This is a genomic window from Colwellia asteriadis (assembly GCF_039523295.1).
GTDB lineage: Bacteria > Pseudomonadota > Gammaproteobacteria > Enterobacterales > Alteromonadaceae > Colwellia > Colwellia asteriadis.
The window spans coordinates 63090-81551 of sequence record NZ_BAAAFA010000005.1 but is presented as its reverse complement, the minus strand read 5'-3'; the positions used below and the strand labels follow the sequence as shown (position 1 = coordinate 81551).

The following is an 18462-nucleotide window of genomic DNA, read 5'->3' as shown; positions in this document are numbered from 1 at the left end:
TTCTATTTATAGTGCTTTCTCATTGTTTTTTTAGCGTGATACTCTATGGTTATGAATAGGAAGTAAGTTTCTTCTCTCGGTTTTGTTTCGTTTGTCAATTTGAGGATCAAGGTTCATATGACCACTAAGTTATTAATTTGTGATGATTCTAATATGGCGCGTAAACAAGTTGCGCGCTCTTTACCTGATGACTGGGATGTTGATATTAGTTTTGCTAATAATGGTGTTGAGGGAATCAAGGCCATTAAAGAAGGCAAAGGGGATGTATTATTACTTGACTTGAATATGCCAGAAATGGATGGTTATCAAGTGCTTGAAACTATTTTAAAAGAAGATCTACCAACCCTTACGATTGTTATTTCTGGAGACATACAGCCTGAAGCTCATGAGCGTGTTACCGCATTAGGTGCTTTAGATTTTATTCAAAAACCAGTAAATAAAGAAAAGCTTACCGAAGTATTGTTGTCTTATGGGGTATTTACCAAGCCAACATCAGATACTGAAAGCACAGCAGATAAACACCTTAGCGCTGCTCCTGCTGCGGCCGAGCAGTTAGAAAAAGTAGTTAATACTGAAAAGCCAGTTAACACTACAAAAGTTATAGAGCCGCTACATGTTGCTCCTGTTCCTGTAAGTCATGAGCAACCGCCTGAGGAAGTAGAAATTACTATGTCTTCAGATATGCGAGATTGTTACCAAGAAATTGCTAATGTTGCTATGGGACGAGCTGGTGATTTACTGGCAAGAATTTTAAATGTTTTTGTACAGCTGCCTATTCCTAATGTCAATTTTATTGAAGTTAGTGAGTTACGGATGGCGCTAAAAGATATTGAAAGTACTGAAAGTACTTCGGGTATTTGTCAGGGGTTTATTAGTGCTGGTATATCTGGAGAAGCATTATTAATTTTAAATGATTCGAGCTTTAAAGATGTTGCTTCATTAATGAATTATCATTATGAAGAAGATAAAAGTACAGAGTTAGAGTTATTGATGGACTTAGCGAATGTACTGATTGGCTCCTGTTTAAAAGGGGTGTCTGAGCAGCTTGATATTCAGTTTAGTCAAGGGCACCCAGAAGTACTCGGTCAGCATAGAAATATTTCGGATCTTATTGCCAATAATGCCAAAAAGTGGAAAAAAACACTCGCTATTGAAATTAGCTACAGTATTGAAAATTATCCAATTAAGTGTGATTTACTTTTACTGTTTACTGAAAAGTCGATGCAGACTTTAAACAACAAGTTAGCTTATTTAATTGAATAACACGGTGATGAGCATTGATAACATCTGTTCAGTTACCTATAGGAATGTGCTATGTCGTTAGAATCATCTCAGCTTAATGAACTACATTGGCTTATGGAAATGTTACATAACATTGATGTCGGTCTAGTGGTTTTAGACAGAGAGTATAAAATACAAATATTTAATGGTTTCATGGAGAATCACAGTGGTCTTTTACCTAGAGAAGTGAAAGGGCAATGTTTATTTGAATTGTTTAAAGAAATACCACAGGACTGGTTTGTTCGTAAAGCCGACTCTGTTTTTTTATTGAAAAATAAAGCGTTTACCATATGGGAGCAACGACCTTACTTATTTAAGTTTGATAGCTATCGTCCTGTTACGGGTAGTGCTGACTTTATGTATCAAAATACAACTTTTTTACCTTTGCTATCAGCAACAGGCGAGGTTAGTCATTTGTGCCTCATTGTGTATGATGTTACTGATAACGCAATGTATAAACAAAGCTTAGAGCAGGTAAGTCCTGAATCATTAACATAAAGTAGTTTGTTGGTATAAGTGAAATGGTAGCCATAATCTCTATAAAGGAGCTTATGGCTTTTTACTTTAAAAGTCGTTATTACAATTAACGTATTAAGTCAAGCAAGAGAGTTACTTTACTCGTTTTTCAACTGCTTTAGCACTTATCAACATAAAGGCAATAAGTAACCACAGTATTAATTGTGGCGCTTTACTGTATGGTGTTGCACCTTTAACTAGTGCTACTGTTGTTTTCAGTACCGCTTCTTCAAATTGAGGTAATATGGCGGTTACCTCACCTAAATGGTTGACAGTACCTGTTATGCCATTGTTGGTTGAGCGCACTAAAGGGCGACCAAATTCTAATGCACGCATACGTGCTATTTCAAAATGTTGGTGTGGACCGTGTGATTTACCAAACCAAGCATCGTTACTTACCGTTAATATGATGTCAGTTTTAGCCGTTAAATTAGCTGAAAGTTGGTGAGGAAAGGCAACTTCAAAACAATTAAGCGGTAATATTGAAAGCCCTTTAGCCATAATATTCGCTTGTACATAATCTCCGGATGAAAACGATGACATCGCTAAGTTAAATAGTGGCGCTATCGGCCTAAGGAAGTCTTCAAACGGAACAAACTCACCAATAGGTAATAAATGATGCTTGTAATAACGGTTACTATGGTTGTAATAATATCCCTGTTCATCGTCTTCATTCTTTTTACCTAAAACGACAATACCGTTGAAGTATTTTTTACTTTCAAAGTTGTAGTTAAGCAAACCGGTAATAATTGCGCTGTTATTCAGTAAAGCTGACCTATTTACTGTAGCTAAATAATCTTGTGCTGCAGGCTCAAGTGTAGGAATAGCAGATTCAGGCCAAACAATAATATCAGCATCGTAATTAGCCCGGGTTAAGTCTAAATATTTCAGCATGGTTGGCCATTCTTGCTCTGGTTTCCATTTAATTGCTTGGGCAATATTTCCTTGAACTAAAGCAATGGAGGTAGTTTTTCCTGATGGTGATATCCATTGTATGTTTGTAAGGAGTGTCGTTGTTAATGTCAGTACCGAAAGTACAATTAGCGGAGTGATTATAGGCTTTAATAATGCTGTTGAAGTGCTAGGGTTTAGCTGGTTTTCGCCGACTTTATTTTGTGCTAAATGCTGCTTTAATTTATAAGCGCTTAATGCCAAAGTAACATTAATCAATAAAATAAGCGCAGTAATCCCTACTTCACCAATAACGGGAGCAAAAACATTTAATGGACTATCTATTTGACTATAGCCGAGGGATAACCAAGGGAAGCCGGTCAAGACAACTGAGCGTAAGTACTCACAAAATAACCAAAGCGGAGGCAATAGCCATAAGTTGAGTTGTTTATTTGAAGAGAGTCGAGCGCTTAGGTAGGCGGCTAATGTAGGATATAGTGCTAGATACAAACACAGTAGCAACATTAACAATAAGGAAACAGCTAAGGGTAAACCACCAAATTGGTCAATGCTAACATGCACCCAGCTTATGCCGCTCGAAAACCAGCCGAGCGCAAAACAAAGCATGTATTTAGCCGATTTTTTTGGCGGTTGCTTATGAAGTTGATATAAAGCGATGCTTGGGAGGCATAATGCTAACCACCAAAGTGAAAAAGGTGCATAAGAAAAGACTAAGAAAAAACCAGCAAAGAAGCACAGCCAGTTAGTTTTATTAGTTATGTTTGCTTTAGCAACTAAAAGGCGTGATTTTTTTACCTGGTTAGTCACTCACTTTTCCACTGATTTGATGATTTTTATCAACGGTTACTTGTAACATTTGTGTTCTTCGGTTATCCGCGCTAACCACTTTAAACTCAAAGTTACCTAAGGCGATTGTTTCGCCTTTTTGTGGCATATGATTAAACTGGTGAAGAACGATACCACCAATGGTGTCTGCATCGGTTTCATCAAAATCACAGTTGAAATAAGCGTTAAAATCACCTAATTCAGTAAGAGAGCGAACTAAATAAACATTACTGGCTAGGTTTTTAATGTCCTCTATAATTTCATCGTCAGTTTCATCTTCGATTTCGCCAACGATTTGCTCAAGAATATCTTCAATGGTGATAACTCCTGAAACGCCACCATATTCATCTACTACTAACGCCATATGATAACGATTTGAACGAAACTCTTTTAAAAGCGGCTCTACCTTTTTACTTTCAGGAACAATAATGGCTGGTCTGATAATATCAGCTAAATTAAATTCTTCTTCGATAGAGTTAAAGCTAAAGGCCAATAAATCTTTTGCTAATAAAATACCATCAACGTGATCAATATCTTCATTAACTACCGGAAAACGAGAGTGACCCGAGTCTAAAATAATCGGTAAAAACTCATCTAAGCATTGGTTTCTATCGATAGTTACCATTTGCGAGCGAGGTATCATAATATCACGCACGCGCATTTCAGATACACCAAGTACCCCTTCAATCATTGATTTTGTTTCAGGGTTGATCAGATCTCTATCTTGAGCATCATTTAAGATGTCAAATAGCTCATCCTTGTTTTGTGGCTCTGGTGTGAATACTTGAATTATTTTATTCAAGAGTGATTTATTTGCGCCATTACTTGGCTGGGAGTTGTCGTCGCTCATAGAGCTTTTTGTATTCCTTTAATAATTATTGTTCTTCGTAGGGGTTGTTAATCCCAAGAGTGGCTAAAATTTTTATTTCTAATGATTCCATTTCTTCGGCTTCATCATCTCTTATATGATCAAAGCCAACTAAATGCAAGCAGCCATGAATGACTAAGTGCGCCCAATGATCAAATAGCGCTTTATTTTGCACGTTTGCTTCTTTTTTAACAATATCGCTGCAAATGATCAAATCACCAAGCAAGTTTAACTCAATTCCATCGGGTACCTCAAAAGGAAAAGACAGCACATTAGTGGGCTTATCTTTTTCACGGTATTGAAAGTTTAGTTGTTGGCTTTCAGTTACTTCAGCTAACCTGATCGTTAACTCAAAGGCTTGTTGCTGAGAATTATTTTCAGCAAGCTCGCTAAGTGCTGTATCAACCCATAATTGAAATTGCTCTTGGGTAGGCAATGCTTTTTCAGCGCAAGCAACTTGCAAGTCAATGGTGTTATGGACAATATTTGCCATTAATTAGTATCGCCATTACTGGATAACTGTTCACTGTTAATTTTTTTTGCTTGTTGCTCACGATTCAGCTTTTCACGGTTAAGTTTTTGATCATGAGACTCATACGCCTCTACAACGCGAGCAACGACAGGGTGGCGTACTACATCTTTTGATTGGAAGAAGTTAAAGCTAATACCATTAATATCTTGCAGCACCTCAATGGCGTGGCGTAAACCTGACATTTGATGTTTTGGTAAATCAACCTGAGTTATATCGCCAGTAATAACTGCGCGAGAGTTAAAGCCAATACGGGTTAGGAACATTTTCATTTGCTCAACCGTAGTGTTTTGACTTTCATCTAAAATAATAAAAGCATCGTTTAAGGTGCGACCGCGCATATAAGCTAATGGCGCAATTTCAATAACATTACGCTCAATAAGCTTTTCAACTTTTTCAAAACCTAACATCTCAAACAACGCATCGTAAAGAGGTCTTAGGTAGGGGTCTATTTTTTGTGATAAATCACCAGGTAAGAAACCAAGTTTTTCACCTGCTTCAACCGCTGGACGGGTTAATAAGATACGGCGAACTTCTTGGCGCTCTAATGCATCTACCGCACAAGCTACAGCCAAATATGTTTTACCGGTACCAGCAACACCAATACCAAAACTAATATCGTTAGTAATAATGTTTTGCACATAGCTTTGCTGGTTACCATTACGCGGCTTAACGACACCACGTTTGGTTTTGATAGTGATCATGTTGTCATAGTGAGCATCTAAATCTGCGGTATTATGCGCAGGTTTGTGGCTACTATCGCCATCATTAGTATCTTGCTCTAAACAATCAGCCTCTAAAATAGCTAAATGCACCATTTCAGGGGTAATAATTTTACCTTGGCCGTTTACTTCTTGGCTTTCAATATATAAGTCTTTTAATAACGCGACAACAGCTGTGCAATTTGACGGTTTACCAACAACGGTAAAATCACAACCACGATAACGTATTTCTACGCCTAGGCGGCGTTCAATGGTCTTTAAGTTATCGTCCATAGGGCCACATAAATTCGCTTGTCTGTGATTGTCTACCGGCGATAACGAAAAATGCTCGCTACTAAGTTTAGCGTGAGAAGCTGTCAAATTTTTATCCACTTTATAATGAGTTAATATTGGCTATATCGTTATTAAGGAGCGTAAGTACCAACACCTAAATCGTCTACATTTGACGGTTTAGCGTTGTGATGGTTATTCGCTAAGATATCAGCAGGGGAGTGTGCAATACGTAGCCCCATATCTTTTTCTTCACGAACTAGTTCACCACGTAGTGAGTTGGCGTAAACATCGGTAATTTTAACATCAACAAACTGACCTATTACGTGATGCGGTGCGACAAAGTTCACTGTGCGATTGTTTTCTGTTTTACCACGCAACTCCATCGGATTCTTCTTCGAAGGACCTTCTACCAGAATACGCTGTTCAGTATTTAGCATTTGTCTAGCAATACGTAAGGCTTGTTGTGTAATTCTGTCTTGCAAAATTTGTAAACGTTGCTTTTTCACATCATCGCTAATATCGTCAGGTAAATCTGCCGCTGGCGTACCTGGTCTTGCGCTGTAAATAAAGCTGAAACTTAAGTCAAAATCTACCGCTTTAATTAAGTCCATCGTTGCTTGGAAGTCTTCATCAGTTTCACCAGGGAAACCAATAATAAAATCAGAAGACATTGATAAATCAGGACGTGCTTTCTTTAATTTACGTACTTGAGATTTATATTCAAGCGCGGTATGACCACGTTTCATTTGCGTTAAAATACGATCACAGCCACTTTGTACTGGTAAATGTAGGTGATTTACTAATTCAGGTACATCGTTGTATGCATCAATAATGTCATCAGTAAACTCAACCGGGTGTGAGGTGGTATAACGAATGCGATCAATACCATCTATGGTTGCCACTAAACGAACTAAGTCGGCAAAGCGACAAATAGAATCATCATGCATAGCACCACGATAAGCATTTACGTTTTGGCCTAATAGATTAACTTCGCGTACGCCTTGCTCAGCAAGTTGTGCAATTTCATAAAGTACATCGTCCAATGGACGACTAACTTCTTCACCGCGTGTGTAAGGAACAACGCAGAAAGTACAATATTTACTGCAACCTTCCATAATTGATACGAATGCGCTCGCACCTTCAGCTGTAGGCTCAGGTAGACGGTCAAATTTTTCAATTTCAGGGAAGCTAACATCAACAATAGGACTACTGCTACGTTGCAGTTGATTTAGCATTTCAGGTAAACGGTGTAAGGTTTGTGGACCAAAAACCATATCAACAAATGGTGCACGCTGGCGAATAGCATCACCTTCTTGTGAAGCAACACAGCCACCAACGCCAATCAAAAGATCAGGTTTTTTATCTTTTAAGGTTTTCCAACGGCCAAGCTGATGGAATACTTTCTCTTGTGCTTTCTCTCGAATAGAGCAAGTGTTTAGTAAAATCACATCAGCATCTTCAGCTTCTTCAGCTAATGAGAAGCCATGGGTAGAGTCTAATAATTCTGCCATTTTTTGCGAGTCATACTCGTTCATTTGGCAACCCCAAGTTTTTATATATAGCTTTTTGCTCATTTACTTTACTCTTTTCGCACAAGTTAACACCAGGACAATGCTTGATTTAGCCTAGCACTGATAAAAGGATGCGTATTTTATATTAATTTAACAACGAATTCGACTTTATGTGTGTATCAATGCGTAAAAATCTTAATAGCACGATAAAATAACCTTGTATTGACCTAAAACAGCTTAGTGTGAGTTAAATAAGTCGAAATTCATTGGTGGCTTGCGTAGAATATTCGCCATCTAAATTTATCATTATGATGGATCTTTATCATGGAACATTTTGATTGTGTTGTTATTGGTGGTGGCATGGTTGGTGCGGCGAGTGCATTAACGCTTGCTCAGCTAGGTTTACGAGTTGCCGTGGTTGAAAAATATCAACCGAAAGCGTTTTCACCTACACAATCGGTTGATTTACGTGTTTCGGCTATTTCTTTGGCATCAGAAAATTTATTAACACAGCTAGGCGCGTGGTCACAAATAGCACAATGGCGTTTATGTCCTTATAAGCGTTTAGCTGTTTGGGAATGCGAAAATGCTTATACCGAGTTTAATGCGCTTAATATCGAGCAGACACATTTAGGGCACATCGTTGAAAATAGGTTAATACAATTAGCGTTATGGCAGCAAATGACTAGCAATCATAATATTCAGTTATATTGCCCAGAAAGTTTAACCTCATTAACGCAACAGAGCGATAAAGCAACTTTGGTATTAGAGCAAAGCACTATAACCGCTAACTTAGTGATTGGCGCTGACGGTGCTCAATCTAAAGTGCGTCAAATGTCTGGGATTGGTTTAACAGGCTGGGATTACCAGCAATCTGCCATGCTGATTAACGTTGAAACACAACATCCGCAACAAGATATTACTTGGCAGCAATATTTACCTGCAGGACCGATTGCTTTTTTACCTTTATCAACACCAACTACATGTGATGATAAAGGTGAAGTGAGCAATCAACAAATGTCAGGCCAAGCATCGTTAGTTTGGTACCATAACCGCGATGAGATAAAGCGTTTAAGTGCTTTATCTAACAAGCAGTTAACCCAAGAAATATTGAACACTTTTCCTGAGCGTTTAGGTAACGTTAATGTCATTGATAAAGGTGCTTTTGCTTTAACGCGTCGTCATGCTAATACTTATCAAAACAAACAAGTGCTGTTATTAGGCGATGCCGCGCATACTATCAACCCTATGGCAGGACAGGGCGTTAACTTAGGTTTCAAAGATGTCAAAGCGCTACACGAGGTTATTGCAAGTGCAATAGCACATAATGAATGCTGGTATGCACCCGAGGTGCTTGCACGTTATGAAACATTAAGACGTAACGATAACTTGTTAATGATGTCGACAATGGATGCGCTCTATACGGGCTTTAAACACCCATCGCCGTTGATTAAAGCGGCACGTAATTTAGCCTTGTTAGCAATTAACAAGGTGCCCGTAATTAATTCAACGGTAAAAAATAAAGCACTGGCTTATGCTTGTGGTATCTAATGGGTGCTTTTTTGACTAGAGTTCAGGGGTAGAGCACATACATTCTGAGCTCTTCATAAGTTAATAACGGCTAATCACTGATGAAAAGACTAAAGCTATATGACGCTAAGTTATATGGCTTTTTTATTGGGCGATATTTTGATTTTTAGTGTGAAGAGGCATGTTAAGAGGTAACTAAGCACTTTATTAAATACAATCGTTAACTAAAGATAATAAAAATAGCTATCAGAATATGATAATAAATTAGTAGTCTGAGGGGGGGGGGTAAAAAATACAGTAGTAATATATAATAAGATAAATGGTACGGGAGGAGAGACTTGAACTCTCACATCAAAGATACTGGAACCTAAATCCAGCGCGTCTACCAATTCCGCCACTCCCGCGCATTGGATTTCCACACTATTATACTAGTCGCTATCAGACGATAAAGAAAGTTTAAATAGAGTGGCAGGGGTAAGAGGATTTGAACCTCTGAATGACGGGATCAAAACCCGCTGCCTTACCGCTTGGCTATACCCCTGTTATGTCATTACTTTTTATCTAAGTTCACTAGGAAACTTAAATGGTGGCTACACCGGGATTTGAACCTGGGACCCCATCATTATGAGTGATGTGCTCTAACCAGCTGAGCTATGTAGCCTATATAATCTGTTATAAATAACAAAATTATTTTTGGTTAATTTAATAACCTTTAATCAAATGGTACGGGTCAAGAGACTTGAACTCTCACATCTTGCGATACTGGAACCTAAATCCAGCGCGTCTACCAATTCCGCCAAACCCGCGCATTGGATTTTCCATTCATATTGCAATGATTGCAGATATGAATGGCAGGGGTAAGAGGATTTGAACCTCTGAATGACGGGATCAAAACCCGCTGCCTTACCGCTTGGCTATACCCCTCCAGGGTCGTATTTACATTGTCCACTTTTATGAATAAAAGTGGCAGGGGTAAGAGGATTTGAACCTCTGAATGACGGGATCAAAACCCGCTGCCTTACCGCTTGGCTATACCCCTACAATGTATTTACTTTTTACTAGTGCAACTATGTTGCTTTGAAATGGTACGGGTCAAGAGACTTGAACTCTCACATCTTGCGATACTGGAACCTAAATCCAGCGCGTCTACCAATTCCGCCAAACCCGCATTACATTCAAACTTTTAAAGAGGTTTGAACTCTTTCTACTAAAAGTAGAATGGTGGCTACACCGGGATTTGAACCTGGGACCCCATCATTATGAGTGATGTGCTCTAACCAGCTGAGCTATGTAGCCTTACCAACCTGCTCTGCAGCAAGTGGCGCGTATTATGCTAATCTGCTTGGCTTACGTCAACCGTTTTTTTCGAAATTATTGTACTTTTTAATTGTTTGATTATTGCTTGTGCGATTTGGCGTATAACTACGCAATATTAAAGTAAAAACGCCTTAGTCTCATAATAAGAGTAAGGCGTTACTTTTACAGTGTGTTTTAGTTGTGTTAATTACGTTAGTTATCTTTCTTTTGCTTCTTCTGATAAATGAGCGGAGTATTTCGCCAGGTTTTCTATTTCAGGTTTAACGGTTTTTGCTGGTAACTTACCTATTATAAATTCACCTACTTCAAGTGCGTTAGACTTAGCAGCAAATATGAGTAAGTTGTCACCATTACACTCTAAGCCATCATATATATTGCGAATCTTTAATTTATTCTCTTTAAGAAATGAACGTAAACGGCTTTTATCATTGGCTTGAACATACTCACAAATACGTAATGACATACTTGTTGCCTGAGCTGGAGCTGACATCAATGATGCTGTGATGACTGCGACTGATAATAAAGTAATTGTTTTCATTGTTGTGCCTTATTTTTATGAGTTACGTTATGTAAACATTTAAAGTGTAGACCATTATTTTTTTAAAGATAAACTCAAATGAACAGTTTTATCACTTAGACTTTTATTAAACAGGAGGGCAAAAGGTGAGATTAGCAGATACAAAAAAGCTCATCATAAGATGAGCTTTGAAATGGATTACTTGTGGAAGTATTTAAACGTTAAATCGGAAATGAACCACATCGCCATCTTTTACACGGTAATCTTTACCTTCTAAGCGCCATTTACCTGCTTCTTTCGCACCAGACTCACCGTTAAATTCGATGAAGTCGTCAAAAGCAACAACTTCAGCACGGATGAAGCCTTTTTCAAAATCAGTATGAATAACGCCTGCAGCTTGTGGCGCAGTTGCGTTTTGTTTTACTGTCCAAGCGCGTACTTCTTTAACGCCAGCGGTAAAGTAGGTTTGTAAGTTTAATAAACCGTAACCTGAGTTAATAACACGGTTCAGGCCCGGCTCTTCTAAGCCCATTTCTGCCATAAATTCAACGCGGTCTTCATCATCCATTTCAGACAATTCACCTTCAATTTCAGCACAAACTGCAACAACAACAGCGCCTTCTTTATCAGCAATGGCTTGTACTACATCAAGAAATGGGTTGTTTTCAAATCCGTCATCATTAACGTTAGCAATGTACATGGTGGGCTTAATCGTTAAAAAGTTAAGATAAGCCACCGCTGCTTTTTCTTCTTTAGATAACTCTAAAGAGCGGATCATATTGCCATCTTCAACATGCTTTAAAATTTTCTCTAAAACAGGGATTTCAAACTTAGCGTCTTTATCGCCACCTTTAGCGCGTTTAGCTTGACGTTGAATAGCGCGCTCAGCAGTATCCATATCAGAAAGTGCTAGCTCAGTATTAATGACATCAATATCGTCAGCAGGGTCAATTTTATTCGCAACATGAATAATGTTGTCATTTTCAAAACAGCGAACTACGTGACCAATAGCGTCGGTCTCGCGAATGTTAGCTAAAAACTTATTGCCTAAACCTTCACCTTTTGATGCACCAGCAACTAAACCTGCAATATCAACAAACTCCATCGTGGTTGCTAAAACACGCTCAGGTTTAACGATAGCAGTTAATTGATCTAATCTTGGATCTGGTACAGGTACTACGCCAGTATTAGGCTCAATCGTACAAAAAGGGAAGTTGGCAGCTTCAATGCCCGCTTTAGTGAGTGCGTTAAATAATGTTGACTTACCAACGTTGGGTAAACCAACGATACCGCATTTGAATCCCATAACTTTTACCTGCTTATGTTAACGTGAAGTGTAATGTTGTAATAATAGCTGTTGTGGGGTGATGTAATGTTAAGTTGTCTTAGTGTATGAGATATTAATAAGTCATTTATTAATATAAGACGACTAACGTTGTAAATTACTCACCTTTAAAACTGTGCAAACGTTGTTGTGCTTTAACTAGGCCATCTTTTTGCCAAATGTCAAAGCAACGACTTGCTTCATCTATTGCTGCATCTATTAGTGCTTGTTCTGTTTGAGGTGCTTTACCTAAAACATGCCCCGTAACTTTATCTCTATGGCCAGGATGGCCGATACCGATACGTAAGCGAAAAAATTCTTTGTTGTTTGCCATGCGTGCAACAATGTCTTTCAAACCATTGTGTCCACCATGACCGCCGCCTTGTTTAATTTTTACTGTGCCGGGATCCATATCGAGTTCATCATGGGCTATTAGCATTTCTTCGACATTAATACGGAAAAAGTTGGCTAAAGGAGCAACAGCTTGACCACTGCGATTCATGAATGTTGTCGGGATGAGTAAATGAACAAGGTCATTACCAATGAGGCCCTTACCATATAAGCCAGCATATTTTTTTTCAGGGCGAAGTGCAATATTATGGCGCTGTGCTAGTTCTTCTACAAACCAAACACCTGCGTTATGGCGGGTTTTTGTATATTCGGGGCCAGGATTACCTAGCCCCGCAATTAATTTAATAGTCATTATTTATAATAAAGTTATAAATTGATAATACTATTATTCAGCTGCAGCTTCTTCTTCTTCTTCGTCACTTGCTTTGCCTTTAGGAGCATTAGCAGTAACAACAGCTAGATCGTGAGCTTCGCCTTTTGCTAACTCATCAGAAGTAACGCCCGCTGGGAATGTAACGTCTGATAAATGCAATGTTTGACCAAGAGTAAGATTAGCTAAGTCAACTTCGATGAACTCAGGTAAATCTTTTGGTAAACAAGTGATAGCAATTTCATTTACGTGGTGAGAAATGTTAGCACCAGTTTTAGCTGCAACATCTTCGTTAATGAAGTGAATTGGAGCGTTTGCTTGTACTTTATGAGCAGCATCGATACGCAAGAAATCTAAATGCATAACAACTTGCTTATACGGGTGACGTTGCATGTCTTTAATTAAACACTCAACTGGCTTACCAGCAATGTTTAATGTTAAAACTTGTGAGTAGAATGCTTCTTCTTGTTGAGCACGGAAAACGTTTTTGTGCTCTAAAGTTAAAGATACTGGCTCTTGGCCTTCACCGTAAAGGATTGCAGGAACTTTGTTCGCGTGACGTAGGCGGCGGCTCGCACCTTTCCCTAAATCAGTACGTACTTCAGCTTCTAAAGTTAATAAATCAGTCATTTTTAATACTCTTTCTTAGTGTTAAGTTTAAAACTTAAAAATTAATTCTTGTTTTTTGCGACCAAAAACAAGGAGGTATGCCTTATATTTAACAACCTAATTAGACTGTGAGCTAATAGGCTAGATAAAAAAGGCGCGAAATATTAACACTTAAGTTGCACAAAAGCTATGCATAATTTAATTGAGGGTTATTAATATAGTGATCTTTTTACTCTGTGCTATTAATACGGCACCATTAATAGTCTTATTACCTGACCTCGGGATAATAAGTTCATTAAAAACTGCTATTTTCACCACTAACCGTGTTGGACTGATTTGCAATAGACCTGCTATTGATACCTAAGTGCGCCTTACTAGCGCTGAAAGTTCTCAGCACGAGAAGGGAGTCTGAATTATTGTTTTTAATATGAGTATGTTATTAATTCTCTCAACCCGAGTTCAAGTTACCTAAAGGTAGTGACTAATTGATTTAATGGTGGGCATTTTTATTTTTGTACATTCGCTTATATAAACTGTGCTGGCAAGCGTTACGCCAAAGGTACTCTAACGGCCCTTGCTTAAAGTACTGTAAGTAGTAATGTGCAATAAGTATTTGAATTAAAGTAAAGCCACAGGCTATCAGGACATAATCGACTCTTTGAGCGCTCAGGTGAAAGCCCTGATGCCAAAACCGCAATAGCATCGCCATAGCGATAGATTGCAAAATATATAAACTAAAAGCGACTTTGCCGACATTAGATAATACGGCAATAATTTTGTTTTTATGATGACTTAGCTTAATGACAATATGAGCATAGATAAGCGCGACAAATATTGCTGAAGTGCTTGCTAAAATTGAAGATGTTTCATCAGTTAGTGCTGGAGAGTTAAGTAAAATGATAAAATCTATACAGATAAGGCTCAAAGCTGCGAGTGAAATAATAAACAGTTGTGATTGAGTAAATCCTCTTTTGAAGAAGCCAATACGATATAAAAAAGCGCCTAGCATCATCAAACCTGTAACCTGCCAATAAATAAACAAAGGTGAGGTTAATACAATAGAAATAGCAATTCCCCCTTGTATCCATAGTTGATTAAAGTAACCACTAAACCATAATTGATATAATTCATTATATTCTGTGGAGGCTCTGAGCATGGTTTGTTCATCGAGAAAGAAAACCAAAACTAATGTGATAGCAAGGGCTAAAGCGGCGCCTATGCTTAAAAATAAATAAGCTTTACGACGAAGTTTTTTGAGGGGGAGGTTAAGGGAGTTCAGTATAGATAAAGCACATACACTATAGAGTAATAGAATATCACCACCAAAAATAAAGATTCCATGCACTAGACCAAACAGCATTAACCAGTTCATTCGTATGGTTAAAAACGCTTTTGGTGAATATTTTTTCTTCTTATAGGCGTGGTGTTGTATGGCTAGGCCAGCACCAAATAATAAACAAAAAAGTGTTCTAAAGCGGCCGTCAATAAAAACACTATTCAATGCTTCAATTATAGTATCGGTAAACGGCTTAGGTGTTAGCTCGCCGTATCCCGTTATGATTGAACCATGAAAATATATGTTCATAAAAAGAATACCGAGAATCGCTACACCGCGTAATGCATCAATAGACTGGAGTCGCATTTATCATCCTTGTTGATTAGCTTACTTAACTAACCTGAGCTCGGCTTAACAAATGTTTCTCTAGCAACTACTTTTCCTAACTTCTTCGTTAAATTTACTTGCAATAGGCTAGCTATTGACGCGAAATTTGCCTTGAATTAAGAAAAACTATCAAGCTAGAGACTCATAAAAGTAATTTTTGCTTATATTTCAATTTGTTAAATATCTCTTAAACCGAGTTCAGGTTAACTAATATGTTTTGCTAGGCTGGTAAGTTAAGTTACCGAAAATTTCACTTTTTATTGTATTTCATTTTATTGGTCACATGCATGATTATTTTGATTAATAAATGTGAGCCTTTGTAAGTATCTGTTCATTACTAACCATTGCTGCTGGTAACTACTACAACTTGTTGATTTTCAATTAAGGTTATCGCTAAATAGCGGCAATAAAAAAGCAGCCACGAGGCTGCTTTATATAAACGGTTTGGTTTAAATAATGATTAACTAATTAAGCATTACTAATCAAACATTGCCGAGATAGACTCTTCGTTGCTTACACGACGAATAGCTTCACTCAACATACCGCTAAGTGTTAATTGACGAACCATTTTCAGCTCTTTAATTGCTGGCGATAATGGAATTGAGTCAGTAACAACCACTTCATCAATAACAGAGTTTCTTAGGTTTTCTGCAGCATTACCTGATAATACAGGGTGAGTTGCATAAGCAATTACACGCTTAGCGCCATGTGCTTTTAACGCTTCTGCCGCTTTTGCTAATGTGCCGCCAGTATCAATCATATCATCAACAATAATACAATCACGACCTTCAACATCACCAATAATATGCATTACTTGTGCAACATTCGCTTTAGGGCGACGTTTATCAATAATAGCAAGGTCGGCATCATCAAGTAGCTTAGCTACCGCACGTGCACGAACAACACCACCAATATCAGGAGAAACCACTACAGGGTTGTCTAATTCACGGTTTTGCATGTCGTCTAATAAAATTGGCGTACCAAAAGCATTATCAACAGGCACATCAAAAAAGCCTTGAATTTGTTCAGCGTGTAAATCAACCGTTAATACACGGTCAACACCAACGCTTGATAAAAAGTCTGCAACTACTTTTGCGGTAATTGGCACACGAGCACTACGTACACGTCTGTCTTGACGAGCGTAACCAAAATAAGGAATAACAGCAGTAATTCTGCCCGCTGATGCGCGACGCAACGCGTCAATCATCACAATTAATTCCATTAAGTTATTGTTGGTTGGAGCACACGTTGATTGAATAATAAAAACATCAGCACCACGGACGTTTTCATTAATTTCAACACTTATTTCACCATCACTAAAACTACCTACTTTAGCATCACCTAAAGGCATATAAAGGCGATTAGCAATTTTCTTGGCCAGTTCAGGGGTGGCATTACCCGCAAAAATCTTCATGTCAGGCACGGTCAGTTCCTCAGAAACTTTTGACATTAATATGATACTTGTAGAGTTAACAGGAGCGTTTTCTCATTAAGCGGTAAAACTACTTTTAATCGTTAGACTAGTAAAAGCACTAATGAGTAAAAATAGCTAATTGTTCTAAAATTTTTAATTGTTCGTCTTCAGTTTTTCAATAGTGAAGCATAATGGAGACTTATTAACTCCTCTGGCAACAAAAGAGGCTACGTTTTCAGGTAGCTTAGCTTGCAACGCACAGGCTTCATTATAACTGGAAAAGCGCGAAAAAATACAGGCGCCAGTTCCAGTCATTCTGGACGGTGCGTATTCTATCAACCAAGCCAGTAGCTTGGCAACCTCGCTATAGCTATTTATTACAACATCTTGACAATCATTATGGTACGGCGGACAAAATAAATCGTGGCTAAAATCGTTTAACTGTTGATTATTAACGGGCAATTTTTGCGTATCACGTGTTAATTTTTCATGAGTAAAAACGCTTTGGGTTGATATGCTGCATGCGGGTTTAGTAATTAAATACCAACACTCTTGTGGTAATGCAGGACTAAGTTGCTCACCAATGCCTTGAGCGAATGCGGCAAAGCCATGAATAAAAATAGGGACATCGGCACCTAAACTTAGTCCTAAGGTCGCTAGCTCCTTCGTTGATAAACCACATTGCCATAATAAATTGAGCGCAATTAATATTGTTGCCGCGTTAGAAGAACCACCACCTAAGCCGCCACCCATGGGTAATATTTTATTAAGGCTAATTTGTGCGCCATATTGAGATTTACTGGTTGCTTTTAATAACTTTGCCGCCTTTATGATCAGGTTGTCTTCGTTTTTTACGCCTATTATTGGCGTGAGCAAATCAATTTGTTCACTTTCGGTAGCGGTAATGCTTAAGGTATCGCCATAATCAAGAAATTGAAATAAGGTTTCAAGCTCGTGATAGCCATTATCACGGCGACCGACAATGTGTAAAAATAAGTTGATTTTAGCCGGAGACGGAAAATCAATTGGTGTATTTAAATAAGAAGAATGAGCTAGTGTCATAGGGTTACAGTAATATTATTTTGTGGTTATGTTGGGTTTAATTTTTAAATCAAGGGCGTTGGCTTTGCTCGGTATTTAATTGCCAGTCTTTAATTGACAACTTAATTAATAAGTCACCTTTGATAATAGTGAGCTTAGTCGCTAATAAATGGTTACCAAATTTTTTATAACTACCGTAACTTATTTCCCATAAACTTTGATCATAGGTGCTGGTTAGCTTACTGGGTAGTTGCGTTGCGTTATCATAATTGATGATGTCATTTTCTTGATAGGGTAGGCCCTTTACCCAAGAATTTAAGGCAACAATAGGAAGGGTAAGCCCAGTTAAAGAATATATCAGTAGTTGTAAGTTTGTGTCGTAATAGGTTTTACCGTCAAAGGTAAGTGCGTGAAGCCCTTCTTTAGAGGTCAATTGGAGAACATTAATACCTAAATAACTGGTTAAGTTTAATGCTTGTGTACGGTTATCTTCGTTAACTTGCCAAGATAAAGTAGCGCTATTGCGCTCATCTTTTTCAATAAAGGCGATTTTACCACTAATTTGCCATTGTGTGACTTGCGTTAATAATAACGTGCGATCGGTTGCACTATTATAAACTGAGGTCGCTTGAGACGATGGCTCACTTTTATCCGTTAACGTGCTACAACCTGACAAAGATAAGAGTAACAATGCAGGGAGTAAGAATGAATTACGTATTAGTGAATGGCTTCTTTGCAGAGTAGCTAAAGAAAATCCCATGTTATGATTTTTAAATGGGAGAGTTAGATAAGGCATCATCAAGAATTTTCTATAATTTAACAAATAATATAGAGACATTGGAACATAGCTATTTATGCAATTCAATATAAAGGCGTAGCGGTATTGTAA

Annotated in this window: 15 protein-coding genes, 8 tRNA genes and 1 pseudogene; 3 read left to right on the top strand and 21 right to left on the bottom strand. The window is 38.1% G+C overall.

Annotated elements, in window-relative coordinates:
* Nucleotides 1–117: 117 nt before the first annotated feature.
* Together ABD005_RS08305 and ABD005_RS08300 are read left to right on the top strand one after the other, a co-directional pair.
* On the top strand, nt 118–1263 hold the full coding sequence (locus tag ABD005_RS08305) for a response regulator (RefSeq protein ID WP_343816899.1): 1146 nt from the start codon (nt 118–120) through the stop codon (nt 1261–1263).
* A 51-nt stretch (nt 1264–1314) separates the two neighbouring features.
* Nucleotides 1315–1761: pseudogene (locus ABD005_RS08300) on the top strand (diguanylate cyclase); the annotation flags it as partial.
* A 129-nt stretch (nt 1762–1890) separates the two neighbouring features.
* Here the strand turns inward: ABD005_RS08300 and lnt are convergent.
* The 5 genes from lnt to miaB are packed head-to-tail and all read right to left on the bottom strand — an operon-like array spanning nt 1891 to nt 7500.
* A complete protein-coding gene (lnt, locus tag ABD005_RS08295; RefSeq protein WP_343816897.1) occupies nt 1891–3516 on the bottom strand; it encodes an apolipoprotein N-acyltransferase in 1626 nt (541 codons plus the stop codon).
* Entirely contained in the window at nt 3509–4384 is an 876-nt protein-coding gene (locus tag ABD005_RS08290; RefSeq protein ID WP_215980604.1) for a CorC family transporter, read from the bottom strand. The genes lnt and ABD005_RS08290 overlap by 8 nt, the downstream gene beginning before the upstream one ends.
* A gap of 25 nt (nt 4385–4409) precedes the next feature.
* Complete coding sequence (ybeY, locus tag ABD005_RS08285) at nt 4410–4895, bottom strand: rRNA maturation RNase YbeY (RefSeq protein WP_343816894.1); 486 nt, start codon at nt 4893–4895, stop codon at nt 4410–4412.
* Nucleotides 4895–6013 (bottom strand): PhoH family protein, encoded by a 1119-nt coding sequence (locus tag ABD005_RS08280; protein ID WP_425544888.1) that lies wholly within the window; start codon nt 6011–6013, stop codon nt 4895–4897. The genes ybeY and ABD005_RS08280 overlap by 1 nt, the downstream gene beginning before the upstream one ends.
* 44 nt (nt 6014–6057) lie before the next feature.
* Nucleotides 6058–7500, bottom strand: coding sequence for a tRNA (N6-isopentenyl adenosine(37)-C2)-methylthiotransferase MiaB (gene miaB / locus ABD005_RS08275; RefSeq protein ID WP_215980602.1), 1443 nt, complete (start codon nt 7498–7500; stop codon nt 6058–6060).
* 261 nt (nt 7501–7761) lie between these two features.
* Here miaB and ABD005_RS08270 point away from each other — a divergent pair, with 261 nt between their 5' ends.
* Nucleotides 7762–8988, top strand: a complete 1227-nt coding sequence (locus tag ABD005_RS08270; protein WP_343816892.1) for an FAD-dependent oxidoreductase — start codon at nt 7762–7764, stop codon at nt 8986–8988.
* A 299-nt stretch (nt 8989–9287) separates the two neighbouring features.
* On the opposite strand, the gene ABD005_RS08265 is transcribed toward ABD005_RS08270, so the two are convergent.
* From ABD005_RS08265 to lolB, 16 genes are all read right to left on the bottom strand, one after another.
* Nucleotides 9288–9371, bottom strand: a tRNA-Leu gene (locus ABD005_RS08265).
* Nucleotides 9372–9433: 62 nt separating this feature from the next.
* Nucleotides 9434–9508, bottom strand: a tRNA-Gln gene (locus ABD005_RS08260).
* 43 nt (nt 9509–9551) lie between these two features.
* Nucleotides 9552–9628 (bottom strand) — tRNA-Met (locus tag ABD005_RS08255).
* A gap of 60 nt (nt 9629–9688) precedes the next feature.
* A tRNA-Leu gene (locus tag ABD005_RS08250) sits at nt 9689–9773 on the bottom strand.
* 43 nt (nt 9774–9816) lie between these two features.
* A tRNA-Gln gene (locus ABD005_RS08245) sits at nt 9817–9891 on the bottom strand.
* A 40-nt stretch (nt 9892–9931) separates the two neighbouring features.
* Nucleotides 9932–10006 (bottom strand) — tRNA-Gln (locus tag ABD005_RS08240).
* 44 nt (nt 10007–10050) lie between these two features.
* Nucleotides 10051–10135 (bottom strand) — tRNA-Leu (locus ABD005_RS08235).
* Nucleotides 10136–10186: 51 nt separating this feature from the next.
* A tRNA-Met gene (locus ABD005_RS08230) sits at nt 10187–10263 on the bottom strand.
* A 217-nt stretch (nt 10264–10480) separates the two neighbouring features.
* The gene (locus ABD005_RS08225; RefSeq protein ID WP_215980600.1) at nt 10481–10822 is read right to left on the bottom strand and encodes a DUF3718 domain-containing protein; all 342 of its coding nucleotides are present in this window, start codon (nt 10820–10822) and stop codon (nt 10481–10483) included.
* Nucleotides 10823–11015: 193 nt separating this feature from the next.
* Nucleotides 11016–12107 carry a redox-regulated ATPase YchF gene (gene ychF / locus ABD005_RS08220; RefSeq protein ID WP_215980599.1) on the bottom strand — a complete coding sequence of 364 codons (1092 nt, stop codon included), beginning with the start codon at nt 12105–12107 and terminating at the stop codon, nt 11016–11018.
* 136 nt (nt 12108–12243) lie between these two features.
* Nucleotides 12244–12828, bottom strand: coding sequence for an aminoacyl-tRNA hydrolase (gene pth / locus ABD005_RS08215; protein WP_215980598.1), 585 nt, complete (start codon nt 12826–12828; stop codon nt 12244–12246).
* 33 nt (nt 12829–12861) lie between these two features.
* Nucleotides 12862–13476, bottom strand: a complete 615-nt coding sequence (locus ABD005_RS08210) for a 50S ribosomal protein L25/general stress protein Ctc (RefSeq protein ID WP_215980597.1) — start codon at nt 13474–13476, stop codon at nt 12862–12864.
* Nucleotides 13477–13945: 469 nt separating this feature from the next.
* Complete coding sequence (locus ABD005_RS08205; RefSeq protein ID WP_343816888.1) at nt 13946–15097, bottom strand: DUF418 domain-containing protein; 1152 nt, start codon at nt 15095–15097, stop codon at nt 13946–13948.
* A 499-nt stretch (nt 15098–15596) separates the two neighbouring features.
* Complete coding sequence (locus ABD005_RS08200) at nt 15597–16541, bottom strand: ribose-phosphate pyrophosphokinase (RefSeq protein WP_215980653.1); 945 nt, start codon at nt 16539–16541, stop codon at nt 15597–15599.
* Nucleotides 16542–16685: 144 nt separating this feature from the next.
* Nucleotides 16686–17594: a 4-(cytidine 5'-diphospho)-2-C-methyl-D-erythritol kinase gene (gene ispE, locus ABD005_RS08195; RefSeq protein WP_343816886.1), complete on the bottom strand. Its 909-nt coding sequence runs from the start codon at nt 17592–17594 to the stop codon at nt 16686–16688.
* A gap of 49 nt (nt 17595–17643) precedes the next feature.
* The gene (lolB, locus tag ABD005_RS08190; RefSeq protein ID WP_343816884.1) at nt 17644–18333 is read right to left on the bottom strand and encodes a lipoprotein insertase outer membrane protein LolB; all 690 of its coding nucleotides are present in this window, start codon (nt 18331–18333) and stop codon (nt 17644–17646) included.
* Nucleotides 18334–18462 lie beyond the last annotated feature (129 nt).

Bases quoted from the DNA above. Each gene is read 5' to 3' on its own strand.
- ABD005_RS08305 (WP_343816899.1), top strand. From the start codon at position 118: ATGACCACTAAGTTATTAATTTGTGATGATTCTAATATGGCGCGTAAA.
- ABD005_RS08290 (WP_215980604.1), bottom strand. From the start codon at position 4,384: ATGAGCGACGACAACTCCCAGCCAAGTAATGGCGCAAATAAATCACTC.
- ybeY (WP_343816894.1), bottom strand. From the start codon at position 4,895: ATGGCAAATATTGTCCATAACACCATTGACTTGCAAGTTGCTTGCGCT.
- miaB (WP_215980602.1), bottom strand. From the start codon at position 7,500: ATGAGCAAAAAGCTATATATAAAAACTTGGGGTTGCCAAATGAACGAG.
- ABD005_RS08270 (WP_343816892.1), top strand. From the start codon at position 7,762: ATGGAACATTTTGATTGTGTTGTTATTGGTGGTGGCATGGTTGGTGCG.
- ABD005_RS08225 (WP_215980600.1), bottom strand. From the start codon at position 10,822: ATGAAAACAATTACTTTATTATCAGTCGCAGTCATCACAGCATCATTG.
- ychF (WP_215980599.1), bottom strand. From the start codon at position 12,107: ATGGGATTCAAATGCGGTATCGTTGGTTTACCCAACGTTGGTAAGTCA.
- pth (WP_215980598.1), bottom strand. From the start codon at position 12,828: ATGACTATTAAATTAATTGCGGGGCTAGGTAATCCTGGCCCCGAATAT.
- ABD005_RS08210 (WP_215980597.1), bottom strand. From the start codon at position 13,476: ATGACTGATTTATTAACTTTAGAAGCTGAAGTACGTACTGATTTAGGG.
- ABD005_RS08205 (WP_343816888.1), bottom strand. From the start codon at position 15,097: ATGCGACTCCAGTCTATTGATGCATTACGCGGTGTAGCGATTCTCGGT.
- ispE (WP_343816886.1), bottom strand. From the start codon at position 17,594: ATGACACTAGCTCATTCTTCTTATTTAAATACACCAATTGATTTTCCG.
- lolB (WP_343816884.1), bottom strand. From the start codon at position 18,333: ATGGGATTTTCTTTAGCTACTCTGCAAAGAAGCCATTCACTAATACGT.